Raw genomic sequence first — 25615 nt, 5'->3', positions numbered from 1 at the left:
CCGAGTATCGCGTGAGATTCCCGCTGTCCCGCTGATCGACCGCCAGCGAGGAGCCAGCCGATGCCTGTCGCGCTCACCTATCCCGGCGTCTATGTCGAGGAAGTGCCGAGCGGGGTCAGGCCGCTTACCGGCGTCGCCACGTCTGTCACCGGCTTCGTCGGCGCGGCCACGCGCGGGCCGGTCGAAACGCCGGTCAGCATTTCCAGCTTCACCGAATATGAGCGACGCTTCGGCGGCCTCTCCCGCAGCAGCCCGATGAGCTACGCGGTCGCGCAATTCTACGCGAATGGCGGGGGCGAGGCGATCATCGTGCGGGTCGTCGGTGCCGACGCCGCTGCCGCCAAGGGCAAGGCGGGATCGAGCAAGAAATTGTCGCTGATCGCCGCGGCCAGGGGCAGCTGGGGCAACGATCTGCAGGCCCGCGTGACTGCGGATACCCGTCCACCGGCGCCGGGGGAGACGCTTTTCAATCTCCTGTTGCGGGACAAGGCGACCGGCACGATCGAACGCTTCCTCAACGTCTCCCCCTCCCCGGCCCATCCGCGCTTCGTAGGAGCCGTGCTGGCGGCTGAATCGACGCTGGCGCGGCTCGACGGTGCGGCCCCCACCCAGGCCCCGGCCGCGAGCACAGGGGCGGACGCGGATTTCGACGTGGAGGACGCCTGGGCATCGTTCACCGAAGGCGCGCCCGGCGGCGCAATTAATGCGGCGGCCGTCGCGCCGGGCCTTGCGGCGCTGGCTGGGGTCGATCTTCTCAACCTGCTGGTCGTGCCGCCCTATGCGTTCGATGCCAATGGCGACCGTACCGATATCGACGGCACCACCCGCGATGCCGCGCTGAAGATCGCGACCGACAAGCGCGCGATCTTCATCGCCGACGCGCCCTTCGCCTGGAAGGACGGCGCGGCCGCCGCCGCACCGGACGCGCTGGCCACCCTGAACCTTTCCGCGAGCGCCAACGGCGCAATCTATTTTCCGGGGATCCTGGCCCCCGATCCGCTGCGTGAAGGCCGGATCGCCGAGTTCGCGCCAGCGGGCGCGGTAGCAGGTGCGATCGCGCGGACCGACGGCGCGCGCGGCGTGTGGAAGGCGCCAGCCGGTCTGGAGGCCGGCCTGGCCGGGGTTTCCGGCCCCGCGATCCGCCTGACCGACGCGGAACAGGGACGGCTGAACCCGCGCGGGATCAACGTCGTCCGCGCCTTTCCAAATGTCGGCACGGTCATCTGGGGCGCGCGGACGCTGCGCGGCGCCGACGTGCTAGCATCGGAATGGAAATATCTGCCGGTGCGGCGGCTCGCACTGTTTCTGGAGGAAAGCCTGTTCCGCGGCACCCAGTGGGTCGTGTTCGAGCCGAACGACGAGCCGCTATGGGCTCAGATCAGGCTCAATATCGGCGCGTTCATGCAAGGCCTCTTCCGCCAGGGCGCGTTCGCCGGTGCAAGCCCGCGCGAGGCCTATCTGGTGAAGTGCGATCGCGAAACCACGACCGCGGCCGACGTCAATGCCGGCGTCGTCAACATCGTCGTCGGCTTCGCGCCGCTCAAACCCGCGGAATTCGTGGTGCTGAAGATCCAGCAACTGGCCGGGCAGCAGGCGTAACGGGAGGAGAACGGCACCATGGCGCAGTTCACGGTCAATGCGACACGGTTCGATCCCTACAAGAACTTCAAGTTCAGGGTGAAATGGGACGGCCGCTATGTGGCGGGGGTGAGCAAGGTCGGCGCGCTCAAGCGGATGACCGAGGTGATCGAGCACCGCGAGGGCGGCGATCCGTCCACTTCGCGCAAATCGCCCGGCCGCACCAAATATGAAGCGATCACGCTGGAACGGGGCGTCACCCATGACCGCGACTTCGAACAGTGGGCCAACCGCATCTGGAATTACGGATCCGGGCTGGGCGCCGAAGTCTCGCTGTCCAGCTTCCGCAAGGACCTGCTGATCGACATCTACAACGAGGCCGGCCAGCTCGCCATCTCGTACAAGGTCTTCCGCGCCTGGGTTTCCGAATTTCAGGCGATCTCGGATCTGGATGCCAATGCCAATGCGGTGCTGATCCAGTCGATCAAGCTGGAACATGAAGGCTGGGAACGCGACTATGACGTCGCCGAGCCTGCCGAGCTCTCCTTTACCGAGCCGTCCTGAGGCACGCCGTGGCGCTGGCGCCATCCGAGATCGTCTGCTTGTGGGAGCAGGGCGTCACGCTGGAGCCGCTGGCGCGCGCCGTGCTGCTGGCGGCAGGGCCAGAGCAGCGGGATGCCTGGGATTGGCCTCTCGATCGCCGCGATCGCGCGCTCATGACATTGCTCGGCGAGCTGGAAGGGGCCGAGACGGTGGACAGCGTAGCGACCTGTGCAAGCTGCGGAGAGCCTGTTGCGCTCGCCGTGCCGCTGGCAGCGCTGATCGCTGCCGACACGCCACTGCCGTCATCGCTCCGCGCGCCCACCAGCCGCGATCTGGCCGATGCGCTGGCGCTGCCGGATGCCGCCGCACGGCGGCTGCTAGCAGCGCGCGCGAGTAGGGCGGACCCGGATTCTCTCGACGCCGCGACTGTCGACCGGATCGAAGTGGCGCTCGAGGGATCAGGCGCCGGCGACATCCGCCTCGATTTTGCCTGCCCGTCCTGCGGCGCGGTTGCGGAGGCCAGTTTCGACCCCGCCGCACTCGCCTGGCGCGCGCTGACGGCGGCTGCGGATACGCTGCTGCACGACATCGATCGCCTCGCGCGAACCTATGGCTGGAGCGATACCGCGATCCTGGCGCTTGCCCCCGCCCGGCGCCAGCGGCTGCTGGAACTGGCGCAATGAGCTACTTCCTGCGCCTGCTTGCGCGCGCGCGCGGCGACGGTACGGCGGCACAGGGCCTCGGATCGCCGGGGTGGAACCCGGACACCGCGATCGGGGCTGGCACGGAGCCTGCGCACGAAAGTGACGGTTTCGAGCCGGCCGACACTGGCGATAAAAGGACTGGGGCAACTGCTCCGAAGGTCCGCGCGCAAATCGAAGCCGATCTCACGAGTGGGGAGGGCGAGCGAGCGGCGCTGCGTCAATGGCCCGGACCTTCAGCGCTGCAAGGCAGCGCCGATCCGGCGCTCCCAGCCCCGACGAACGCGGCTTTAACTTCCGCGACGAGCCGTGCGGATGCGCCGGACGGGGCCGTCAGCCCGGCATCCCCCAACCCAGTTTCGCGGCGGCGATCGGCCACCGCAGCCGATGCATCGCCGACCATTCGGCCGCGCGGAACGGAGGCCGTTTGGGCCGCACCCTCGTCTGTCCGTCCCCATGCGACGCCGACCCCGCCAGCGGTGACGCTGGCACCACGCCCGCCGATCGCGGCGGCCGCCCCCACGGTCCCGCCTGCCCCGCCCGACATCCACATCGTCATCGGTCGCGTCGAACTCACCGTTCCGCCGCCACCGTTCGAACGAAGTCCTTCGCCGGTGGAATCGTTGCGTCGCCAGCCCCAGTCGCTCGACGACTATCTCGCCGCGAAACGGCAGGCGTGAGCAGCGCGCTCGCCATCGCCGGGGTGACCGCGGTGCTGCGCGATCTGCTGGCCGATGGCGTGATCGACGGCAACGCCGCCGGCATATTGGGCGCCACCGTAAAGGTCAGCGCATTGCCACCCGACCGGGTATCGCCGAACAACCAACCGGCGGCATCGCAGCTCAACCTGTTCCTCCATCAGGTCACGCCCAACCCGGCCTGGCGTAATGCCGGCCTGCCAGCGCGCGACGGGCTCGACGCGGGACGACGCAGCAACCCGCCGCTCGCGCTCGATCTCCACTATCTGCTGACCGCCTATGGTGCCGAGGAACTGCATGCCGAAGTGCTGCTGGGCTATGCGATGCAGCTCATCCACGAGACGCCGGTGCTGCGACGTGAGCAGATCCGCCGTGCGCTCAACCCCGGCCCGCAGCTTGGCACATCGCTGCCGCCGGCGCAGCGCGCGCTCGCGGACTCCGGGCTTGCCGACCAGGTCGAACAGATCCGCATCCAGCCCGCGGCGATGACCGCCGAGGAAATGGCGCGGCTGTGGTCGTCGCTCCAGACCAGTTATCGGCCGACCGCAGCCTATATCGCCTCGGTGGTGCTGATCGAATCGCGCCGCCCGGTTTCCGCGCCGCTGCCCGTTCTCCGCCGCGCGCTCGCGGTGCGCTCGGGCGTAAGCGCGGCCACGATGAGCCTCACCGGTATCGCCGGTCCGGCCGGCGGACCGGTGGCGGCATTGGGCGAGACGCTGACGCTGACCGGCGACGCGCTGACCGACGCCACCCATGCAGTGCTGGCGTTCGACCGGTTCGGCGTACGCGAAACGATGCCGCTCGCCGCCGGCAGCAGCCCGCGCGAGCGCCTGTTGGTCCTACCCGCCGGGGGTGCCGCAATGTTCCCGGCGGGGCTCTACACGCTGTGGCTGGTCGCGGCCGACGGCCGGGCGAGCAATCGGCTGGGGCTGGTCGTGCGCCCTGCCCTCACCGCGCTGCCGGCCGGGCCGGTGACACCGACCGACGATATGGCGACGATCGTAATCTCCTTCACGCCGGCCGCCCGGCCCGGACAGACGCTGGCACTGCTCCTCGACGGGCGCGAAAGCCTGGCCGAAAGCCCCGCCGCGCCGACGACCAGCGCGACCTTCACCGTCGTCGACCCGCCGTCGGGTGCGCATGTCGTGCGAATCGTGATCGACGGGTTCGAGAGCGACCCTGTCGACCGCGCGGCGCAGCCGCCCGCCTTCCGCGCGGATGCGCAACTGGTGATCGCATGAGCGCGATGCACCCGCATCCGGCACGCGCCGCACTGGCCAGCGGCATCGCCCGCCTGGTCGCCGCGCTTGCGGGCGAGCATTACCCGATGGCCGAAGTCGAGACCGATCCGGCCGCGCCGTTGGCGCGGATGGCGGCGATGTTCGCGCTGTCTCCGTTCGAACGCGACCTGATCCTGCTGGCGGTGGGGCACCAAGTCGACCGCGGACTTGCCGAGGCGATCGCAGCGCGCGCCGAGGCGGCGGATGGCTGGCCGACGCTGGCGCTGGCGCTGGCGACGCTCGCCGAACCCCATTGGAGTGCGATCGCGCCGGCACGACCCCTCCGTCGCTGGCATTTGCTGATGCCCCAGGAAGGGCCGACGCTGTCCACCGCGCCGCTGATCATCGACGAGCGTCTGATCCACTATCTGCTCGGCGTCGACGGGATCGACCCGCGGCTCGCCGGTATCGCCACGCTCGATCCCGCGCCGCCCGGGCCGCTGGCGGCTGCGCATGCCGACACCGTGGCGCGATTGCTGAACGCGCTGGCCGGCGTGGCGCCAGGCGAGCGGCTGCCTGCAATTCTGCTGTCGGGCGACGACCGCGCTGGATTGACCGACACCGCGCGCGCTCTCGCCGGTGCATTCGGGCTGGTGGTGCTTGTGCTCGATGCGGATGCAGTGCCGGCCGAGCCCGGCGCACGTGTGCGTCTGACCGCGTTGCTCGATCGGGAGGCGGCGCTCACCGGTGCGATGTTGCTGCTCCGCGCGCCAGATGCGCTGCCAGCGCCCACGCTGCGCCTGGCCGAAGCGATCCATGCGCCCCTGATCGTCGCGACGCGTGATGCGGTCGAGCTCGACCGGCCATCGCTGCGCGCCGAAATCGACCTGCCCGGCCCTGTGGAGCGCGCGGCGCTTTGGCGCGCGACGTTGGGCGAAGCGCGCGGCGCGGAAGCCGATGCGCTGGCCTTGCGGCATCGCATCGGTGCCGCCGCCATCGCCCGGCATGGTGCAGGCGATCCCGCGACGCTGGCCCAGGACTGCCGGAGCGCCGGCCGCGCCAAGGTGGACTCGCTGGCGGAACGGATCGGCGGCGGCGCGACGCTCGACGACCTCGTACTGCCGCCGCCCGAGCGCGCGTCGATCGATGCGATCATCGCCCAGATGCGGGCACGGCCGCAAGTCGAGCTCGGCTGGGGCGCGGCAAGCCAAGGCGGCCGCGGACTCGGCGTGACGGCGCTGTTCGCGGGCGAAAGCGGCACCGGCAAGACGATGGCGGCCGAAGCGATCGCGCACGCGCTCGGGATCGATCTCTACCGGGTCGATCTGTCCGCAACCGTCAGCAAATATATCGGAGAGACCGAGAAGAATCTGCGCCGGCTGTTCGATGCCGCCGAGGATGCGGGGGCGGCGCTGCTGTTCGATGAGGCCGACGCGCTGTTCGGCAAGCGCGGCGAGGTGCGCGAGGCCCATGACCGCTACGCCAATCTGGAGGTCGGCTATCTGCTCCAGCGGGTTGAGCGGTTCGCGGGGTTGGCGATCCTGACGACCAACCTGAAATCCGCGATCGACCCGGCCTTCCTGCGCCGATTGCGCTTCGTGATCACCTTTCCGTTCCCCGACGAAGCCGCCCGCGCGGCGATCTGGCGACGCGTGCTGCCGCCGGGAATGCCGGCCGGCGCGATCGACCCGGACCGACTGGCGCGGCTGGCGGTCGCCGGGGGGGCGATCCGTACGATCGCGCTCAATGCCGCCTTCATCGCCGCCGATGCGGGCCGGGCCCCGGTGATGGCGGACATGGTTGTCGCGGCGCGCGCCGATGCGGCGAAACGCGAACGTCCGCTGAGCGACGCCGAAACGCGAGGCTGGGCATGAGCCGGGTCACAATCCGCATCGACCGGCTCGTCGTGCACGGCGCCGCTGGCATCGACGAGGCGGCACTGGTGAACGCGTTGCGCGCCGCTCTCATGGAGGCAGGGATCGCCAATCACCCCGCTCGGCGCGAGATGATCCGTGTCACTCTGCCGCCCACGCCCGCGGGGCAGGCAACGACGCTGGGACGCGCGGCGGGACAGGCGCTGGCCAAGGTGCTTGCCGCATGAGAATGGCAGCATCTCCGGCGCGCGACATACCCGCGGCACGCAGCGACGATCGGCTGGAGGCCGAAGCCGATCGCGCCGCTGCTGCCGTGCTCGCCGGCCGCGCCCCCGCGCTCAGCCGCGCCGGGCCAGCATTGCGCTGTGAGAAGACCGATGAGGAGAAGCTGAAGGACGGCGCGAAGAAGGTGGCCGAGGCGCTGCCCAAGACGGAAACGGGCAAGGCGGTGAAGCAGCGGATCAAGCAGCTTGGCCCGGTGCGATGGGCGACCGAGACAATGCTTGGCCGTTCGCTGCTGATCGGAGCCGGGGCGAGCGCGCTGACCGGACTGGCGGTGGCGCGCAAGGACCCGCCGGTCGATATTCCCGAAATCCCGGCCGGGGGGATCGACTGGAAGCTCAATCTGAAAGGACTGGACGGAGCTGGCGAGTTCGCCGCGGGCGTGTCGGCAAGCTGGCCGATCTTTGCCGACTTCAGTTTCGGCGGATCATATGAAGAGAGGCCGAAAACGGCCGCCGAGCCTGATCCCAGGTTGCAGCCCTTGCGCGAGCCGGGGTGGCGTGGGCCGATCCCCGCCCCCGATGTCGGTGAAGTGGCGCGCGCGGCGGCTGCACGACTTCGCCAGCCCGAGGTCGACATCGACGCGATCGCGGCGCGATGGCCCGCGCTGACGCTACCGGCGGCAGCACCCGCTCGGCCGGCCACCGGCTATCGCGGTCCGCAAATTCCGACGCCGGAGCTACAGCTGAAACTGCGCGAGCTGCAGCGCTCGGCCGAGCCTGGCGCGCCGGCGACCGATGCCGCGCCTGCCGCCGTCGACCGCGCTCTGGCCGATCCCGGACGACCGCTCGAGCCCGGGTTGCGGCTGGATATGGAACGGCGGTTCGGGGCCGATTTCGCCGCGGTCCGCGTGCATGACGATATCGCCGGCCAGGCGGCGGCGCGGGCGGTGGGCGCGAAGGCCTGGGCGCTGGGCCACCATCTCGCCTTCGCATCCGGCCGTTACCAACCTGGCAATGCCGCCGGGCGGCGTCTAATCGCACACGAGCTTGCGCATGTCGTGCAGTCCCAAGGCACCGGACGGTGACCGGCCTGTCGACATCGCCGCGCGTGCTGAAGGCCGGCATCGTCCAGATCGACGTCGCGTCGGGCGCGGTCCGGCAAGTCATCGCGCTGCAATATAATCCAGAGCGGCTGACCCGCAGTCTCCAGCCACGGGCCAGCGACACGCCTGGCCGGGGCGGTCCGCTCCGGCTGCGCGGACCCGCGGTGGAGCGTTACCAGCTCGAAGCGGTGCTCGATGCGGCCGACCAGCTGGAGGTGCCGGCAAGCTTCCCGGCAGTGGTCGCCGATGGATTGCAGCCACAGCTTTCCGCGCTCGAACTGCTGCTGCATCCCACCACCGGCCAACTCGAGGACCGTCGCCGGCTCGCCGATCTCGGGATGCTGGAGGTCGCGCCAATCGAGGCACCGCTGGCGCTGTTCGTCTGGGGTGGCCGCCGGGTCGCGCCGGTGCGGATCACCGACCTGTCGATCGTCGAGGAAGCGTTCGATCCGCGCCTGAACCCGATCCGCGCGACGGTGACGATAGCGATGGCAGTGCTCGGTCCCGACGAGCTCGGTGCGCGGCACCGGGGCGCAGCGCTCCATCTCGGCTATCTCAAGGTCAAGGAGGAGCTGGCGCGATCCGCGCCCGGCCGGCCGCTCGACGCGCTCGGGCTGGGAGCGGTGCCGTGAGCGACCCGATCGATGCATTCCGCCAGGCCAATGCGCTCGACGTTGCGGCCTATCCGGCCGGCAGCCGCTACCATGGCGTCGCGACCGCCACGTGGACCGCGCCGGACGGAAGTACCCACCGCTATTCGCTGCGGCGGCCGCTGCCGGATCCGGCGGACCTGACGACGCTCGCCACCGTGCGCACGCAAGCGGGCGACCGCCCCGATCTGCTCGCAGCGAGGCACCTGGGCGATCCGCTGTCGTGGTGGCGGCTGGCGGATGCCAACGGGGTTTCGGATCCGGCCGCGCTGACTGCGGCCCCCGGATCGACGGTGCGTCTCACTCTGCCTGCCGGGTTGGAGGCCGCGGACGATGATTGAGGCGGTTCGGCTGATGCTGATGATCGGCCCGATCGTGCCGCTGCCGGCACCGCGTCTCGTGATCGAAGCGGTCGAGAAGGTGGAGATCACGACGGCCTCGGGCGGGCCCAGCGGCTTCCAGATCACGCTTGCGATCGACCGCAGGTCCGAACTCAATACCCTCCTCCTGCTCGCAACCGGCGGCGCGGTGAGCCCGGCGACACCGCCGCTGCGGGTGCTGATCCTGGCGATGATGGGTGGCGCCCCGGTACCGCTGTTCGATGGCGTGATGGCGCATGCCGAAGTCGTTGCCGGCAGCCCCGGGGAACCTGGCCGGATCGTCATCACCGGCGATGATCTGAGCGCAGTGATGGACCGCGTCGATTTTTCCGGCTTGCCCTATCCGGCGATGCCGATCCCGGCGCGGGTCGCGCTGATCTGTGCGCGCTATGCCGCGTTCGGGATCGTGCCGCTGCCGATCCCGCCGCTGCTGCCCGACGTGCCCGTGCCCGTCGATCGCGTGCCTGCGCACAAAGGCACCGACCTCGGTTATCTACAGCAGCTGGCACGCGATTGCGGCTATGTCTTCTATATCGAGCCGACACCGGTGCCCGCGACATCGGTCGCCTATTTCGGGCCGGAACTGAAGCTGGGCATCCCGCAACCCGCGCTGAACGTCGACATGGACTCGCTGACCAATGTCGAGGAGCTGCGCCTGCGCTTCGATCCCAGCCGCGGCGTGCTGCCGATCGTTTATATCCAGAACCAGACGACCCGCGCGCCGATCCCGCTGCCCGTGCCCGCGCTGAACCCGCTTCAGCCGCCGCTGGGGCTGCTGCCGACGCCGGTCGCGCGGGTGACGCCGCTACCTGACACAGCCGGGCTGAGCCCTGCCGAAGCGATCATGGCGGGCATCGCCGCGGCTTCGCGCAGTCAGGACGCCGCGGAGGCCGAGGGATCGCTGGACGTGCTGCGCTATGGCCAGCCGCTGCGCGCGCGCGGGCTGGTCGGGCTGCGCGGGGTCGGCATCGCCTATGACGGGCTGTGGTTCGTCGCCTCGGTCACCACGACGCTGACCCGCGGCAGTTTCCGCCAGAATTTCCGGCTTACGCGCAATGGGCTGATCCCCACGGTCGATCGGGTGGCGGCGTGAGCGGCGGGCGCTTCTTCGGCAAGCATCGCGGCGTGGTGCTGAACAATGTCGATCCGCTTGGTATCGGGCGGCTGCAGGTGCAAGCGCCCGACGTCAGCGGGCTCGCGCCGTTGAGCTGGGCGATGCCGTGCGTGCCCGTCGCCGGCATCCAGACCGGCATGGTCGCGGTGCCGCCGCCCGGTGCGGGCGTGTGGGTGGAATTCGAGGCTGGCGACCCGGACCGCCCGATCTGGAGCGGCTGTTTCTGGGGCAGCGCTGCCGAGCTGCCCACGCTTGCCGCAGCGACCCCGCCCGGCGTGCCCGCGATCACGTTGCAGACGCCGCTGCAGAACGGCCTGACCATATCGGACCTGCCCGGCCCGACCGGCGGCATCGTATTGAAAAGCGGGACCGGTGCGACCATCACCGTCAACGACACCGGCATCACCATCCAGAACGGCAAAGGTGCCAGCATCGTGCTGGCCGGGCCGAGCGTGACGATCAACTCCGGCGCGCTGGTGGTCACGTGATGCCGGGCCCGCTGCTCCACCAGGGTGCGATCGTCAGCTGCGTGCATGGCGGCAGCGCGCAGCCCACGGCACCCAACGTGCGCGTATTGGTGAGCGGCCAGCCGGTAGTGACCGTTACCGCGCCGTGGCTGGTGGCGGGATGCCCGTTCAACGTCGCCGGGGCGCCGTTGCCGTGCGTTTCCGCACAATTCGTGTCGGCGGCGGCGCGCGTGACGTCGCTCGGCCAGCCGCTGCTGCTGCTGGACAGCCAGGCCGTGACCGTGCCCAACGCGGTGCCGCTGGTCGTGGCTGGCGCCCAACCCCGGGTGACGGCGATATGAACGGCGCCTTCGCCTTTCCGCTCGGGTTCGACGGCAGCGGCCGCACGCGCGCCGCCGATCATGCGCAATGGGTACGCGGGCTGATCGAGCAGATCCTGTTCACCAGTCCGGGCGAACGGCCGATGCGGCCTGATTTCGGCTGCGGAGTGCTGCAGTTGGTGTTCGCACCGAACAGCTTGGAACTGGCTGCGGCGGCACGGATGCTGATCGCCACCGCGCTGCAGCGCCATCTGGCCGATCTGATCGCGGTGGAGGGGCTGGATGTCGAGGCGTCCGATGCCGAGCTACGTGTCGCCCTGCGCTACCGGTTGCTGGCCGACGATCGGTTGCTGACGGAGGCGTTCGCGGTCGCACCGGGGGGCGTGGGATGACCCGCTATCTTTGCTGCGACGAGACGCGCCGCGCGCGCGTGGCCGACCATCCGTTGCTGAACGGCATCGAATGGCTGGACGTGCTGGACCGGGATGCACCGCCGGGCATCGCACGGCAGCAGCTACTGGTCGTCCATATGCTGAAGCCGCTGGCCGAGCTGCCTTTTGCCCAGATCACCGGCGCGCCAGCCGTCTCGGTGACGGCAGTCTCCCGCCCTGCCGATGTGCCCGCACTGGGCCCGCTCGGCCTCGATCCGGACCGCAACCTCGTGGTGTGGACGGACCGGCCCGGCGGCAACGCGCCGTATGAGTTGCGCCTGCACCGGGGGCTGGGAGACGATCGGCCGCCTGCAGGCCTCGATCCACGGCTGGCAGCGATCGCCTTCTCCTTCAAGGTCGACTGTTCTGGCGATGCAGATTGCGTGGCGCCTGGCTGTTCAGAGAACAAGCCGCCGCCGCCTGCCATCCCGTTTGATACGCTGGCGCGCGACTATACTGGTTTCAGACGATTGATGCTGGATCGCATGCGGGCGCTGTTGCCGGGCTGGGAGGGCCGCTCGCCCGCCGATCTCGGCGTGACCCTTGCCGAACTGCTCGCTTATGCGGGGGATGCGCTTTCGTGGCGGCAGGACGCGGTTGCGCAGGAAGCCTATCTCGGCACCGCGCGCCACCGCATCTCGCTGCGCCGCCATGCTCTGCTCGTCGATTACCGGATCGACGAAGGCCGGGCGGCGGAAGCGCTTGTGCAGCTTCGGCTGGCGGATGGGCTGCCGGCGCAGGATATCCCGCTCGCCGGCGTGGCGCTTGCCACCGGTGGCGGCGCTCCGATCTGGTTCGAACCGGTCGATGACGAAGGCCGCGATGCCCTCGACACCGCGCTTGGCAGCGTGCGGCTTGACCCAGATCATCACGCGATGCCGCTGCATGACTGGGGCGATGGCCGGTGCTGTCTGGCCGCCGGGGCCACCTCGGCGACACTGGTCGGCCATTATCCTGCGCTGCGATCGGGCGACTGGCTCATCCTGGAAGAAGTGCTGGATGCCGTAACGGGTCGTGCCGCCGATGCCGATCCGTCGCGCCGCCACGCCGTCCGGCTCACCGCAGTGCGCGCTTTCGACGGCACCGAACCGCTCGTCGATCCCCTGCCCGATCCTCCACTTGAGGTGACCGAGATCGCATGGGAACCGGCGCAGGCGCTGCCGTTCGCACTGTGCCTCGGCACCGATGCTGCGCGAAATCAGCCGGTCGCGGTCGCACGCGGCAATCTGGTGCGCGCCGTCCACGGCCGGACGGTGCGCGACGAGCCGCTGCCGCCCGTGCCTGAGCCGTGGCTGACCATGCCGCCCGAACCTGCCGATCGCTGCGCCGATGCCCCGCCCCGCCCTATCCCGCCGCGCTATCGACCGGTGCTGGCGCACGGGCCGCTGGTCCACCGGGCCGGCGGTGATGGCCTTGCGCGGCCGGCGATGCTGCTGACCGACGATGCCGGCGAGCGTTGGACCGCGCAGCCCGACCTGCTGCTCTCGGAAAGTGCCGACCGCCATCTGGTCGCGGAGATCGACGATGACGGGCACGCGGTGCTGCGGTTCGGGGACGACCGCTACGGCCGGCGGCCGGCAAGCGGCACCACGTTCAGCGCACATTACCGCGTCGGCGGCGGGATCGCCGGCAATGTCGGGGCAGAGGCGATCCGTCACGTTGTCTCGGCCGATCCGCGACTGGCGGGCGCGCGCAACCCACTTGCCGCGCATGGCGGTACCGCGCCCGAGAGCGCCGCGCAGATCCGCCGCCGCGCTCCCGAAGCCTTTCGCCGGCAGGAGCGCGCGGTGACGCTTGCCGACTGGGAGGCAGCCGGGGCGCGGCTCCCTGCCGTAACCCTTGCGGCGGCATCGAGCCGGTGGACGGGTAGCTGGCGAACGACCTTCGTCGCGCTCGACCGGCAAGGCGGCGATCCCCCCGATCCGCCGGCACGTGCGGCGGCGCTGGCCGCGCTCGACCGGTTGCGGCTGGCCGGACGCGATCTGGCGATCGGCGACGGCGTGCCGGTGCCGATCCTGGTATCGCTGCTGGTGTGCGTGGCGGACGGCGCGTTGCGGCCGCAGGTGGCGGCAGGGCTCGCGAAGGCGCTCGGCAGCGGGATCGCGGCCGACGGGCGGGTGGCGCTGTTCCATCCGGATCGGCTGAGCTTCGGCCAGGCGATCCCGCTTTCGCCGATACTGGCGGCGGCGCGCGGGGTGCCGGGCGTCGTATCGGTGGAAGTCACCCGGTTCGCGCGCGCCGACGCCGTCGACGATCTGCAGCCGCTTGCCAGCGCGATATTGCGGTTTGGGCCGCTTGAGATTGCCCGGCTGGATACACCCGTCGCGCTCGATCTGCGCGGAGGGCGGTGATGGTCCACTGTGCCGATGGCTGCGATTGCGACTGCTGTGCCGGCCTGTCGCTGGCAACGCCCTTGGCCCGCACCGTCCTGCCGGGGCTGACCGCGATCGAGCGGCGCGCAGGCACGCACGCGCGCTTCCTGACATCGATGCGGGCGAGCCTGACCGTTGATCCCCGCGCGCGCGGGCTGACTGCTCGGACCAGCGACGATCCGGCGATCGCGCTATGCGATGCCGCCGCCGGGATGCTGGACGTGCTGGCCTTCTACGCCGAGCGGATCGCCAGCGAAGGCTTCCTGCCGACCGCTGTGGAGCCGCGATCGGTGGCGTCGCTCGCCGCGCTGACTGGCTATCGCGCCGCGCCCGGCGTGGCGGCCGGACTGGACCTGGCATTCACCGTGCAGGGCCACGACGTGACAGTGGTGCCGGCCGGAACACGCGCGCAGAGCGTGCCCGGTGCGGGCCAGACCGCGCAGACCTTCGAGACCGTCGCCGCTCTCGCGGTGCGCGCCGACTGGAATGCGATCGCGCTCGCCCCCGGCGCGCCCTGGCGACCGCAGCCGGACGACACCGCGCTATGGCTGGAAGGTGTTTCGACCGGACTGGCACGCGGAGACGCCATCCTGCTGGTCGGCGACGAGCGATTGACCGATGTCGCCGCCACCCGCTGGGACCTGCGGATCGTGGATGCCGTCGCGGTCGATCCGGCCGGCCGGCAGACCAAGGTGTCGTGGCGCACCCCACTCGGCACGCGCTGGGCGAGCGGTGCTGGCGCCAGCGTGCATGCGCTACGCCTGCGGGCCGGACTGTTTGGCGGCGCCGCCCCGCAGGCGACGCTGTTCGTGCGCGACGGGCTGCCGCCGGGGCTCATCGCCAATGGCGAGTGGGTCAACTTCACCATCCAGCCCGGCAAGTCCAAGCCCAACCGGTTCGATCTGGATGCGGCGTATCAGAACGTCGTTCCCGGCAGCTGGGTGGTGCTGAGCTCCGACAGGCGGATCGGCCTCTACCGCGTCACGGGCGTCGAGACGGCCGCCCGCGCCGATTTCGGGCTCTCCGCCCGCGTCACCCGGGTGATGCCGGATAACGGCGCCGATCTCGATGATGCCGGCTTCCCGCTGCGAGCCACGAGCGTGCTGGCTGGAAGCGTGCCGCTCCAGCCTGCCCCGCGACCGCTCGCCTCCTTGCTCGACGGTGACCGGCTGCGACTGGGATCCGCCGGGTGCGATCTGCCGGCCGGGCGGCGGATCGCCATATCCGGCAAGCGCGCGCATGTTCGCATCACTAGCAACGGCGGCGTCTTCACCGCGCCCGGCGCGGCGGGGCGCAAGCTGATTAGTGGCGAACTGCTCGCGCTCACCGCGCTGCCGCGCGCGGTGGCGATCAAGGGCCAACCTGCGCTCGCGATCGATGCGATCGACGCCGGCGGGATCGCCGGCGTCGCGCTGGTCGCGAAGGCCGCCATCGCCTCCGCCCTTGCGCCAGACACGGCACCCATGATCACGCTCGCGGCTCTGGTCGCGGGCCAGGAGGGTGGCGAGCTGCGCCTGGACGCACCGCTGGCCGTGCCGCTCGATCGCGCGAGCGTGCGGATCAACGCCAATGTCACCTCCGCTTTCGCGGGCGAGACAGTGTCCGAAACCCTCGGCGGCTCCAGCGGCCGGCCCGACCAGCGCTTCGTATTGCGACAGAACCCCCTCGCCCACCGGCCCGCCCCCACGCCGGACGGGCGCGCATCGACGCTCGAGGTACGGGTCAACGACCTGCTGTGGCGCGAGGTCCCCAGCCTGGCCGGCCAGACCGCCACCGACCGCGTCTTCGCGACCGCCGAGGATGGCGAGGGACGCACGATCATCCTGTTCGGTGACGGCATCGAGGGCGCGATTCCGCCCGCTGGCCGCGACAATATCCGGGCGCGATATGCGCGGGCGCAGTCGGGTGATCCCATCGCGGCCGGACAGGTCACGACATTGCTCACCCGGCCACTCGGCGTGTCGGAGGTCTCCAATCCTGCCCCAGCGGCCGGAGGCGCTGCTGGCGAGCCGATCGGCACCGCGCGCGCCAACGCCCCCCTCCATACGCGCACGCTGGAACGGGCGGTCAGCGTCGAGGATTATGGCGATCTGGCCAGATCTTTCGCGGGGATCGCCAAGGCACGTGCCGACTGGATTCCGATCGGACCGGGCCGCGGCGTGCTGGTGAGTGTCGCCGGCGAAGGAGGCGCGGAGGTCTCGCCGGGATCGGCACTGGCGCGATCGCTGCATCAGATGCTCGCGCAATATGGCGATCCCAACCTGCCCCTGCGCGTCGCCGGCTACCAGCCGCGACGCTTTCGTCTTAAGGCCGGGGTGCGACTTTCCAATGATGCCGACCCCGCTGTCGAGCTGCCACGCCTCGCCACCGCGCTGGCGGATGCGCATGGCTTTAATGCGCGCGATTTCGGGCAACCGGTCACGGCCGATGCGGTGGCGGCACTGCTTCACCGCACGTCCGCATCGGTGACATCGGTCGTGCTGTTGGCGCTTCACTTGGATGGCGCACCGGCAACCGTCGTCCCGCGTCTCTTCGCACGTCTGCCGGCAGTCTCGCGCGATGCGCTGCCGCTGCCGGCCGAGTTGCTGCTGCCGGCCGCGCCGCCGACCGTGGAGCTGATCGCATGAGCGCCGATCCCGACATGCTCTATGCGCTACTCCCAGCGATCCACCGCCTGCGTGACGGCGAGGCCGGCGAGCCGCTGCGCGCGCTGCTGGCCGCGATCGGCCGCGAGCTGGCGATCATCGAGGAGGATGTCGAGCAGCTGTCGGACGATCTGTTCATCGAGACGGCCGCCGACTGGGCGATCCCCTATCTCGGCGCGCTGGTCGGATATCGCCCGCTGCGCGCGCCGGCCGGCAACGAAGCGCTGGCGCGTGCCGAAGTCGCGCATACGATCGCGTTGCGGCGGCGCAAGGGGACGCTGGCGGCGATCGAGGCGGCGGCGCGCGACGCGACCGGCTGGGCCGCGCATGGCGTCGAGTTCTTCCGCAGCCTCGCGCGCACCCAATGGCTGAACCATGTCGAGCGCGATCGGCCGGCCACTGCTTCCGTCCGGAACGTCGCGGCCTGCGGGGCGGCGGGCACGCCGTTCGATCGGCTGCCGCGGACGATCGACGTGCGGCGGATCGCTAGCGGCCGTGGCCGTCACAACATTTCCAACGTCGCGGTGTTCGTGTGGCCGGTCGATGGCTTTGCCCGAACGGACACTCCGGCGGTCGCACTCGATGATCGGCGGTTGCTGGTCAATCCGCTGGGCTGCGATACCCCGCTCTGGCATCGCGGGCAGTCGGAAGCCTCGATTGCCACGCTCGCCGGCCCGCTGGCCGCACCCGGACCGATCGGCCTCCGCGAACTCGCCCGCGATCTTTCGAGCGGAGCGCCAGCCCTTTACGGGCGCGATGCCGATGGGCAGCTGCTGGGCGTCGAACTCAGTATCGACGGGGCCGCGGTGCCCGCCGACCGCATTCGCGCCTGCCGACTGGAAGACTGGGCGCACGACCCGGCCGACGGGATCGCGCTCGATCCGGCGCTCGGGCGCATCATGCTGCCCATCGAAGATGCCGGCAAGTCGGTGACGATGCGGTGGCACGAAGGCTTCACCGCGGCGATCGGCGGCGGCGAATATGCCCGTATCCCTGCGATCGAGGGGATGGTGGTGGCGGTGCCGGGGCCGCAAGCGTCGACGATCGACGAGGCGCTCCAACTGCTGGGCGGCAACGGCACGGTGCTCCTCACCGACAATGGGCGCCATACGCTGCCCGCCGAGATTGCCGTTGCCGACGGGGGGCAGCTTCGGATCGTTGCCGAAGAGGGCTATCGACCACTGCTCGTCAGCCCCGAGACGATGGTGGTGACCGGCGGCCCCGACAGCGGGTTCGGGCTGGACGGCGTGCTGTTAGCCGGCGATATCGTCTCGCCCGACCGCACCGGCAACGCGCTCGCACGACTATGGCTGCGCGACGCCACGCTGGTCCCCGGCCGTACCCTGCTGCCGGATAGCGCGCCAGGCGATCCCGGCGCACCCAGCCTGACGGTTTCGAGTGGCGGCACGGCCGTCACGATCGAGCGCACGATTCTCGGCCCCGTCCTGCTGGATCGCCATGCGACGCTGTCGGCGACGGACACGATCATCGATGCCACGGCGCTCGATTTGGTCGCCTTGGAAGGCGGCACGATCGGCCTGCGTCGCACGACGGTGATCGGCCGTGTGGCGGTGGCGGCGATCGATACCGTCGAGGATTGCCTGCTGATCGCGACCGGCGCCAGCCCGGCCGTGTCCGTCGAACGACGCCAGCAAGGGTGCGTCCGTTTCAGCTGGCTGCCGGCCGATGCCCGCGTGCCGCGCCGGTTCCGCTGCCTGCCCGATGGCGACGACCGGGCGGTGCCCGCCACCGCCTCGCTCCGCTACGGCCATCCGCTCTATGCGCGGCTCGACCTGCCCGCGGGCAGCCCGCTCGCCACCGCCGCCAGCGACGAGGGCGAACCCGGCGCCTTCAACCATGTCGGCGCGACCCGCCGGCTCGCCAACCTCGCCATCCGCCTCGCCGAACAGGTCCCGGCCGGGATCGAGATCGGCATCGTCCAGGTCACGGAAGGATAGTCCCGATGAGCGCCGACATCAGCCGCGATACGTTTCGCGCCGAGCGCGACTATGCCGGCGTCGTCATGCAACAGGGCCGGGTCCAGCTCGACGCGGATTGGAACGAGCAGGCGGCGATCCTCGACCGTCGCCTCCGCGCCGCTGCGATCGACCTGGCCGGCCGCGCGATCGTTCCCGCGGCGACCCCCGATGCGTTCCGGATCGATCGGACCGGAACCGATTTCACGATCGGGCCGGGTCGGCTGTATGTCGACGGGCTCGTCGCCGAAAATCGCGGGAGCGGCGCGGCGCAGTGGGATCCCGCACTTGCCGAATGGCGCGGCGGCGGGCCGATGCCGTGGACCGATCAACCTTGGGCCGACGCGCCCCCGCCGGTGACGACAGTCGGGGCGATGCTCGTCTATCTCGAGGTCTGGCGCCGTGAGGTCACCTATCTGGAGGCGCCTGAGCTGATCGAGCCCGCAGTCGGCGTCGACACAGCGGCCCGGCTACAGACGGTGTGGCGCGTGCGCGCGGCCGACATCGGCGGCGCAAGCTGCGCGGCGGCGGCCGATGCACCCGCCTGGGCAGCGCTCACCGCGCCATCGCCCGCGCGGCTCACAGTTGGCACGACCGAGGTGACGCCGGTCAGCGATCCCTGTCTCGTGCCGCCCGCGGGTGGCTATCGCGGGCTGGAGAACCAGCTCTACCGGGTCGAGGTGCATCGGGGCGGCCCGATCGGGACCGCAAGCTTCAAATGGTCGCGCGACAATGGCAGCGTCGCGGTGCGCGTGGCCCGGATCGAAGGTGGCGGCAGTCGGCTCGTGCTCGATTCGCTTGGTCGCGATGAGCGGCTCGGCCTGCGCGCGGGGGATTGGGTCGAGTTCTCCGATCCCGGGCGGGCGCTTGCCGGCGAGCCGGGTGTGCTGCGCCGGATCGCGCCGGCGGGCGGCGTCGAAGCGGCGACTGCGACGGTCACGTTGTCCGCACCGCTGCCGGCGACCCACATCCCTGCGGATGGCATCGCAGCACCGGGAACGCTGCTGCGCCGGTGGGATCAGGCGGGCCGTGTGCTTCGGGACGATGGCGGCCTCATCGACGATCTGGACGCCCCCGGCGCGGCCGGGGACATCACCATCCCTGTGGCCGGGACGGCGGTCGCGCTGGAAGACGGCATCAGCGTCGCCTTCGCGCTCGACGGCGGCGATGCCTTTCGCACGGGTGATTGGTGGCTGTTCGCTGCGCGCGCCGCCGACGCTTCGGTCGACCCCCTCGACCATGCCGCGCCGCATGGCCCGCACCGGCATTATGCCCGGCTAGCCATCGTGTCGGCCCAAGGCATCGAGGATTGCCGCCAGCACTGGCCGGCCGATCGCGGCGATGGCTGCGGCTGCACCATCACCGTCGCCGCGGGCGAGGACCTCGCACCACTCGCCGAGCGGATGCCCGCGGATCGGCAGCTGCAGATCTGTCTGAGCGCAGGCGAGTATCGACTGTCCAAGCCCCTGGTCCTCGATGGCGGCGGAACCGGCAATCTGCGCATCACCGGATGCGGTCTCGCCACGCGCCTCCTTGCCGGTGGCGAGGCGGCGCTCATCCTCAGCCATTGGGCCAGCGTAGAAGTGACCGCGCTTGCCGTCACTGCCGGCAAGGCCGAGACCGGTCGCCTTGACGGCATCGGCATACTCGGCGCGATCACCACCCGGGATTGCGGCACGGTGACGATCACGAGCATCGATGCACGCGCCGCGGGCGGCGCGCCTGCCTCATGCCTGCGCCTGCACGGCGGGCTCAACGAGACGGGCATACCGCTGATGTCCCTCGCACGGGTGCGCGACTGCACGCTGGTGGCGGGGACCGATGGCACCGGATTGCTGGTTTCGGGCGCGCGGACGAGCGAAATCGCGGGCAATCGCGTGCTGGCCGCGCCAGCGGTGCGCGGCACAGCGCGGCCCGGCAAACCGCGCGCGATCCTGCTCTGGCCGCGAACCATCGCTGAAGCCGGGCGTGAGCGCGCGGCATCGCGAGGCAAGCTCGCGCCGCCGGACGGTTATGTCGAGACGACGATTACGGCGGGAGCGATCACCGCCAAGGTGCAGGTGCCCGAACCGCTCGTCGATGCGTGGCAGGCGCTCTATCGCGAGCGGGGAAATTTCCGTTCCACGCGCGTGCTGGCGGCGGACATCGCCAAGCGCAAACGCAAGCTCGATCAGGCGCGCGGGCGCGGCGGCGGCAAGCCGTTCGAGGATTGGTATGCGGGTGCGACCGGCAGTGTGCGTCGTGGTGCGCCAGCCGCAGGGCTGGTGGTGGCCGGCGCAGCCGCACGCGAGGTGTGCGTATCGGATAACGAGGTCGAGGGCTGCCGCGCCGGGATCCGCGTTGCGATCAGCCGTCAGGCACCGCGCTCCGAACGGCTCAGCATCGGTCGGGTGACGCTCAGAGGCAACCGTGTGACGTTGCCGGGCAAAGGTGATGGCGCGCTCGTCGGCCTGTTCGTCGGCAATGCGGATGAGACCCGCATCCTGGCGAACAGCATCGCGGTGGCGGACATTAAGAAGCCGATCGTGGGCGAAGGTATTCGGGTCTACGGCACGCTCGGGCGGATGCTAACGATACGCGACAATCATGTCAGCGGCTTGCGAACCGGCGTGCTGGTCGTGCCTGTGCCGCCAATTCCTCGCAAGCCGTTCTGGACGGTCGCCGACAATCTGCTGGAGAGCGCGGCCGACCCGGTCCCGGATTTCGTCAACGGCCGGATCACGAACAACTGGGCTTGACGTGCGGGCGGCCGCGGTGCCTGATGCAAATCGCGTGGGCGTCTCTTGGTAGAGCTCTTCGGTTTGTGGAAGGCGGTCTCTTCGAGTCCGCTCGATGCATGTCGGTATTCCCGTTCGAGTCGGGGCTCACGCACCTTTTCCTACTTCGGGCCCGCTTTCCTGGCAGCCTCGGCAGCCTTCTCCCGCAGGCGTCGCTGCAGGTTGAAGGACAGATAACGCTCGATATCCTCCGGATCGGGATAATAGGTGGTTCCGGGGCGGTGGACGACAAGGCGGTCGCGCAGGTCGGGTCGCAGCACACGCTCGATTTCCCCCGCGGTGATCGGCGTGGCTTTCGGCCCCTCATATCCGGTCAGCCAAAGGTGGATCCGGTCCGCCTCCTGCAGATACTTGTCCTCCCACCACAGGATTGCCTCCGGTCCTAGCTCGCGCACCCATTCCGGCACGGGGCCATCGCCGACAGCATGCGGGAGCATGTCATCGGGACGATATCGCTCACCCTGTTCGACATAGCCGAGGCTGCGTGCGCCGACCCGTTTGCCCTGCCTCATCAGCAGCTTGCGTTCGAGCGTCGTTTCCATCGGCAGGATCTGTCCCGGCCTGACCTCGATCATGTCGACACCGCTGCCATACATGCCCAGCGAAATCGGCGTGCCGGGCGCATGGAGCGTGTCGTAGAATTCGCCCTCGCTCAGCGGCGTAGGCGTGAAGGGAGCGTTGGTGTGGCCAGCGATGCGCGCGTTGATCCGCGCACGCCAGACCGAATCCGGCGTAGGGAACGGATCCGGCACCGGGGCCTGCGAAGCGGGAAAGGGATCGGGCAGGCCGAGCGCGCGAGACGGTCTCGGCATCATTTCCGCCGCCGCCTCCAATTCGCCCATCGTCGCCATCGGGGTGCGGCCGCCGGCCACCGTCGCACCGAGCCCGGAGACCATCTCTGCCGCTACGCCGCCGACGTTGCGCCACTTGGGGTCCTGGCTGGCGATGCCGGCACCCAGCCAGCCCAGCGTGTAGGCAGCCGACTTCGCACCGGGATTTGTCGAGCGGCGCAGACTGGTCTGGATCTGGTCGGCGCCGTGCAGCATCAGCGTGAGACCGGCCGGGGTCAGCCCCGCATAGGCGCCACCGACCAGTTCGGCCGAGCCGCCGAGCACCCCTAGCGTCATTTCGACATTGCGCATGGCAGGCGACGAAACGAACTCGGGCGGCAGCGCATCGACCGCATCGCGCAGCTGCCGTGCTGTGACCGGCGGCGGTGCCGGGGCCGTAGCTTTCGGGCGGGATTTGGCGCGTGGGACGACCGGAGCGGGTGGCGGCGGTGCCACGCTGGCCGGTGCCTCATCGGTCCAGACCGTGCCCCACAATCCCCCGGTCGGATCGATCTCGGGATCGGAACCGGCCACCGTCGGCGCCTGCGCATATTCGCCGAGGTTCGCGAAATGGACCCGCTTGGCATAGCGCCCACGCGCACGCGGCTCCAGACCATCGCCCGCAATCCCGACGCCGGATCCCAGTATCGGCGCGCCATCACCCGCCGCCGCGCGATCGGCATCGGCCTCCAACGCCGCGACGCCGCCATCGGCCGGGCGCTCGCCGCCCCGGGCCTGTTGCGCGGCATGGGCAAGTTCATGTCGGATCAAGCGCATCCCGACATCGGTGCCGGGCGCATAGGCACCGGACGCAAAGGCGATGTGCCGCCCCAGCGCAAGCGCGCGCGCGCCGAGCTGATCGGCAGCGGCTGCCCCGGCCGCGTCGGCATGGATGCGGATCGCCGACAGGTCGATCCCAACCGCCGGCTGCAGCGATCCGACCATCGCTGGCGGCAAAGGCTGCCCCGCGCGTGCGGGAAGCGACCAGGCCAGCGGCGCACGTGCAGGCTGTTTCGGAGCGGTCGCCCGCATCAATCAAGGCGTCCAATGATCCGGGGGCAAAGCCCGGTGCGGCGCGCTGCGCGACGGATTGCAGGGCTTCGCCGCAGGTCCACCCTCGAACGCATGCCGTCATCCCGCCGCTTGTTCGTCTGCGATAAGGTCACCCCGCCCGGGCCAGTCGTCAAGTCCCGGAATATGCATGAAAAGAGCTGGTACCGATTGTTGCCGGCCGCCGCCTCCGCTCGGCCGCCGTAGACGATATGGGGGGCGACGGCACTTCCGCCGCCGCCCCGCGTGTCAGATTTGCGCCAGCCCACCGTCCACGAAAATCTCGCCGCCAGTCATGTAGCTGCTGTCGTCAGACGCCAGGAACGCGGCGGCAGCCGCGGTTTCCGACGGTTCACCGAGCCGGCCGAGCGGCGTCGTCGCGCCGAGCGCTTCGAATGCCTCCTCGCCGATGACCGCCAGCGCAAGGTCGGTCCGCGTCGGTCCAGGCGACAATACATTGATGCGGATGCCGGTACCCCGCAGGTCCAGCGCCCAGCTGCGAGCGAGATTGCGCACCGCGGCCTTGGTGGCGCTGTAGATACTGAACTCCGGCGTTCCCATTTCTCCGGTGGTCGATCCTGTCAGGATGATCGATCCGCCTGCGCGCATCAGCGGCAACGCCTTCTGCACGGTGAAGAGCACGCCCTTCACATTGACGTCGAATGTCTCATCATATTGTTGCGCGGTGATCGCGCCGAGCGCCGCGAAGGAGCCGGTGCCTGCGTTTGCCAAAACGATATCGACGCTCCCGCGCTCCGCCGCGACCTGATCATAGAGTCGATCGAGATCGGACGGATCGCTGACCGACCCGCGGACGGCGCGCGCCTGATCGCCGAGTTCAGCGAGCGCCGCGTCAAGCGCGTCTTGCCGCCGGCCGAAGATGTAAACGAATGCGCCTTCCGCCACGAAGCGCTTTGCCGACGCCAGCCCAATGCCGCTGCCGCCGCCGGTCACCACCGCCGTCCTGCCTGCCAACCTGCTCATCTTGATCTCCACTCGTTCGAGGAGAACGCGAGGTGGATTTGCACATCCCTATCGACAAGTATGCACCTTTTGGTAAGTGCCTTACATGACCAAGCAGCTTGATCCCCCCGCCTTCACCTGTGGCCTCGATGCGACGCTCCGCGTCATTGCAGGCAAGTGGAAGCCGCTGATCATCTACTTCCTGGCACAAGGGCCCAATCGCTATGGCGAACTCAAGCGTGCCGTACGCGGCGTCAGCGACAAGATGCTGATCCAGCAGCTGAAGGAGCTCGAGACCGATGGCCTGGTGAAGCGCACCGACTATCGGGAAGTGCCGCCGCGGGTCGATTACACGCTGACCCCGCTCGGCCATAGCTTGTCGGCGGCGCTCGCTCCGCTCTGCGCCTGGGGATCGGACAATATGGACGAAGTGGCGCGGGTGTTTGCCGAACGTGAAAGCTGGGGTCGCAAATCGGCATAGCGCCCGCGGCCCGGCTTACAGATCCGCCGCGGTGGGGCGGACAATCACTTCGTTGATATCCACGCCCTCGGGCTGTTCGATCGCGCGCGCGATCGCATCCGGCGTCAACGACTTCTGCCGCCAGCCCTGCAGCGCCTTGGCGACATCGGGATCGGTGATGTCGTGCCCGAGTTCTGTGGCCACCACGCTCGGCGAGATCAGGGTGGCGCAGATCTCGTCATGCTCCTGCCGCGGCTACGAGAGCCTGTCCAGTTCAGCCGCGAGTATCGCCGTCTGTTCGGCGCCCCGCCACGCCGCGACATCGAGCGGCTCAGCACTACCCCGATCGTGGAATTGACGTTGTAGCCGTCGATCACCGCATCGCCAGGGAATGCAGCCTGCCGCGGACGATGCGCTGTTGGATGAGATTGGTCGGGGAGACAGGATTCGAACCTGCGACCCTCTGCTCCCAAAGCAGATGCGCTACCAGGCTGCGCCACTCCCCGAGGTCGGCCTCCCCTTGCCGCGCTTGGGCGGCCAGCGCAACCTTAGAGCTTGTTGCGGCCGGTCGGCAGCGCGGCACCGAACAGCAGCACGCCCTCGTCCGCGTCGGAGACCATGACTTCTCCGCCCTGATCCCGAGCGAGAGAATGGACGAGCCAGGCTGCGGCGGCGCGCGGGGTAAGCTGCGATGGTTCGACTTCGCCCAGCAGGGCAGTGCGCAGCTCGGGATCGAGCACCAACCGAGGCCCTTCGGCGCGGACCACGATCTCGCCATCCTCGGCACCGATATCGAGCCGGCCGCCCCGCACCAGCGCGTCGGCGCCGATCAGCGCCAGATTGAGCAGAATCTTGATCGCGCCCTTCGGCAGTGACGGATCCGAGACCATCCAGCCGAGCTGGATGCGACGATCCTGGCCCAGAAGCCCTTCGATCGCGGCGCGCGCCTCACGCGTGTCGACCGCATCGCCGAAGCCGCCCGCGGCACCGAAGGCGAGCCGGAAGAATTTCAGCTTTGCCGCCGAAGCGCGCGCGCTTTCTGCCAGCAGATCGAGGCAGCGGGCGCGCATCTCGGGATCATGCTCGTCGGCCAGCAGCTCGATCCCGTTGTTGATCGCGCCGACCGGGCTCAACAGATCATGGCACAGCCGCGAACAGAGCAGACTCGCGAAATCGACGCTCGAACTGGACATGCCGACGATGGTCCCGGAAAACTTGGTGAAGGGCCGCCCTTGTGAC

23 protein-coding genes, 1 tRNA gene and 1 pseudogene are annotated in these 25615 nt (G+C 69.9%); 20 read left to right on the top strand and 5 right to left on the bottom strand.

Annotated features, from left to right (window positions below; genetic code table 11):
- Positions 1-60 precede the first annotated feature (60 nt).
- The 18 genes from ABC347_RS03725 to ABC347_RS03640 all read left to right on the top strand — a co-directional run bounded on the left by ABC347_RS03725 (position 61) and on the right by ABC347_RS03640 (position 21034).
- Positions 61-1599, top strand: coding sequence for a phage tail sheath family protein (locus ABC347_RS03725; protein WP_413244397.1), 1539 nt, complete (start codon positions 61-63; stop codon positions 1597-1599).
- Positions 1600-1617: 18 nt separating this feature from the next.
- Complete coding sequence (locus tag ABC347_RS03720; protein WP_413244396.1) at positions 1618-2142, top strand: phage tail protein; 525 nt, start codon at positions 1618-1620, stop codon at positions 2140-2142.
- An 8-nt stretch (positions 2143-2150) separates the two neighbouring features.
- Positions 2151-2804 (top strand): hypothetical protein, encoded by a 654-nt coding sequence (locus tag ABC347_RS03715; RefSeq protein ID WP_413244395.1) that lies wholly within the window; start codon positions 2151-2153, stop codon positions 2802-2804.
- A gap of 497 nt (positions 2805-3301) precedes the next feature.
- Positions 3302-3502, top strand: coding sequence for a hypothetical protein (locus ABC347_RS03710; protein ID WP_413244394.1), 201 nt, complete (start codon positions 3302-3304; stop codon positions 3500-3502).
- Complete coding sequence (locus tag ABC347_RS03705; protein ID WP_413244393.1) at positions 3499-4761, top strand: Pvc16 family protein; 1263 nt, start codon at positions 3499-3501, stop codon at positions 4759-4761. Before ABC347_RS03710 ends, ABC347_RS03705 begins: the two co-directional genes overlap by 4 nt.
- Positions 4758-6614 (top strand): ATP-binding protein, encoded by a 1857-nt coding sequence (locus tag ABC347_RS03700; RefSeq protein ID WP_413244392.1) that lies wholly within the window; start codon positions 4758-4760, stop codon positions 6612-6614. Before ABC347_RS03705 ends, ABC347_RS03700 begins: the two co-directional genes overlap by 4 nt.
- Positions 6611-6841, top strand: a complete 231-nt coding sequence (locus ABC347_RS03695) for a PTS sugar transporter subunit IIB (RefSeq protein ID WP_413244391.1) — start codon at positions 6611-6613, stop codon at positions 6839-6841. Before ABC347_RS03700 ends, ABC347_RS03695 begins: the two co-directional genes overlap by 4 nt.
- Positions 6838-7923, top strand: a complete 1086-nt coding sequence (locus ABC347_RS03690) for an eCIS core domain-containing protein (protein WP_413244390.1) — start codon at positions 6838-6840, stop codon at positions 7921-7923. The genes ABC347_RS03695 and ABC347_RS03690 overlap by 4 nt, the downstream gene beginning before the upstream one ends.
- Positions 7920-8573: a hypothetical protein gene (locus ABC347_RS03685; protein ID WP_413244389.1), complete on the top strand. Its 654-nt coding sequence runs from the start codon at positions 7920-7922 to the stop codon at positions 8571-8573. The genes ABC347_RS03690 and ABC347_RS03685 overlap by 4 nt, the downstream gene beginning before the upstream one ends.
- Complete coding sequence (locus ABC347_RS03680; RefSeq protein WP_413244388.1) at positions 8570-8932, top strand: LysM domain-containing protein; 363 nt, start codon at positions 8570-8572, stop codon at positions 8930-8932. The genes ABC347_RS03685 and ABC347_RS03680 overlap by 4 nt, the downstream gene beginning before the upstream one ends.
- Positions 8925-10064 (top strand): hypothetical protein, encoded by a 1140-nt coding sequence (locus ABC347_RS03675; protein ID WP_413244387.1) that lies wholly within the window; start codon positions 8925-8927, stop codon positions 10062-10064. The genes ABC347_RS03680 and ABC347_RS03675 overlap by 8 nt, the downstream gene beginning before the upstream one ends.
- The gene (locus ABC347_RS03670; protein ID WP_413244386.1) at positions 10061-10573 is read left to right on the top strand and encodes a phage baseplate assembly protein V; all 513 of its coding nucleotides are present in this window, start codon (positions 10061-10063) and stop codon (positions 10571-10573) included. Before ABC347_RS03675 ends, ABC347_RS03670 begins: the two co-directional genes overlap by 4 nt.
- The gene (locus tag ABC347_RS03665) at positions 10573-10893 is read left to right on the top strand and encodes a hypothetical protein (RefSeq protein WP_413244385.1); all 321 of its coding nucleotides are present in this window, start codon (positions 10573-10575) and stop codon (positions 10891-10893) included. The genes ABC347_RS03670 and ABC347_RS03665 overlap by 1 nt, the downstream gene beginning before the upstream one ends.
- Positions 10890-11264 carry a GPW/gp25 family protein gene (locus ABC347_RS03660; RefSeq protein WP_413244384.1) on the top strand — a complete coding sequence of 125 codons (375 nt, stop codon included), beginning with the start codon at positions 10890-10892 and terminating at the stop codon, positions 11262-11264. Before ABC347_RS03665 ends, ABC347_RS03660 begins: the two co-directional genes overlap by 4 nt.
- A complete protein-coding gene (locus ABC347_RS03655) occupies positions 11261-13654 on the top strand; it encodes a baseplate J/gp47 family protein (RefSeq protein WP_413244383.1) in 2394 nt (797 codons plus the stop codon). Before ABC347_RS03660 ends, ABC347_RS03655 begins: the two co-directional genes overlap by 4 nt.
- The gene (locus tag ABC347_RS03650) at positions 13654-16302 is read left to right on the top strand and encodes a baseplate J/gp47 family protein (protein ID WP_413244382.1); all 2649 of its coding nucleotides are present in this window, start codon (positions 13654-13656) and stop codon (positions 16300-16302) included. The genes ABC347_RS03655 and ABC347_RS03650 overlap by 1 nt, the downstream gene beginning before the upstream one ends.
- Complete coding sequence (locus ABC347_RS03645; RefSeq protein ID WP_413244381.1) at positions 16299-18278, top strand: hypothetical protein; 1980 nt, start codon at positions 16299-16301, stop codon at positions 18276-18278. Before ABC347_RS03650 ends, ABC347_RS03645 begins: the two co-directional genes overlap by 4 nt.
- 5 nt (positions 18279-18283) lie before the next feature.
- Complete coding sequence (locus ABC347_RS03640; RefSeq protein ID WP_413244380.1) at positions 18284-21034, top strand: DUF6519 domain-containing protein; 2751 nt, start codon at positions 18284-18286, stop codon at positions 21032-21034.
- A gap of 140 nt (positions 21035-21174) precedes the next feature.
- Here the strand turns inward: ABC347_RS03640 and ABC347_RS03635 are convergent, their stop codons facing one another.
- Together ABC347_RS03635 and ABC347_RS03630 are read right to left on the bottom strand one after the other, a co-directional pair.
- The gene (locus ABC347_RS03635; RefSeq protein WP_413244379.1) at positions 21175-22935 is read right to left on the bottom strand and encodes an eCIS core domain-containing protein; all 1761 of its coding nucleotides are present in this window, start codon (positions 22933-22935) and stop codon (positions 21175-21177) included.
- A 267-nt stretch (positions 22936-23202) separates the two neighbouring features.
- A complete protein-coding gene (locus tag ABC347_RS03630; RefSeq protein WP_413244378.1) occupies positions 23203-23937 on the bottom strand; it encodes an SDR family NAD(P)-dependent oxidoreductase in 735 nt (244 codons plus the stop codon).
- 85 nt (positions 23938-24022) lie between these two features.
- Here ABC347_RS03630 and ABC347_RS03625 point away from each other — a divergent pair, with 85 nt between their 5' ends.
- A complete protein-coding gene (locus ABC347_RS03625; RefSeq protein WP_413244377.1) occupies positions 24023-24397 on the top strand; it encodes a winged helix-turn-helix transcriptional regulator in 375 nt (124 codons plus the stop codon).
- A gap of 15 nt (positions 24398-24412) precedes the next feature.
- Here the strand turns inward: ABC347_RS03625 and ABC347_RS03620 are convergent, their stop codons facing one another.
- Positions 24413-24583, bottom strand: coding sequence for an SDR family oxidoreductase (locus ABC347_RS03620; RefSeq protein ID WP_413244376.1), 171 nt, complete (start codon positions 24581-24583; stop codon positions 24413-24415).
- 57 nt (positions 24584-24640) lie between these two features.
- Between ABC347_RS03620 and ABC347_RS03615 the strand changes: the two are divergent.
- Positions 24641-24742 (top strand): annotated as a pseudogene (locus tag ABC347_RS03615) (AraC family transcriptional regulator); the annotation flags it as partial.
- A gap of 63 nt (positions 24743-24805) precedes the next feature.
- Here ABC347_RS03615 and ABC347_RS03610 read toward each other — a convergent pair.
- Together ABC347_RS03610 and ABC347_RS03605 are read right to left on the bottom strand one after the other, a co-directional pair.
- Positions 24806-24882 (bottom strand) — tRNA-Pro (locus tag ABC347_RS03610).
- A gap of 42 nt (positions 24883-24924) precedes the next feature.
- Entirely contained in the window at positions 24925-25569 is a 645-nt protein-coding gene (locus ABC347_RS03605; RefSeq protein ID WP_413244375.1) for a histidine phosphotransferase family protein, read from the bottom strand.
- Between the last annotated feature and the right edge of the window lie 46 nt (positions 25570-25615).

It is taken from the genome of Sphingomonas canaveralia (assembly GCF_047238125.1).
Lineage (GTDB): Bacteria > Pseudomonadota > Alphaproteobacteria > Sphingomonadales > Sphingomonadaceae > JBDFMH01.
This window is presented reverse-complemented; position numbering and strand designations above follow the sequence as displayed.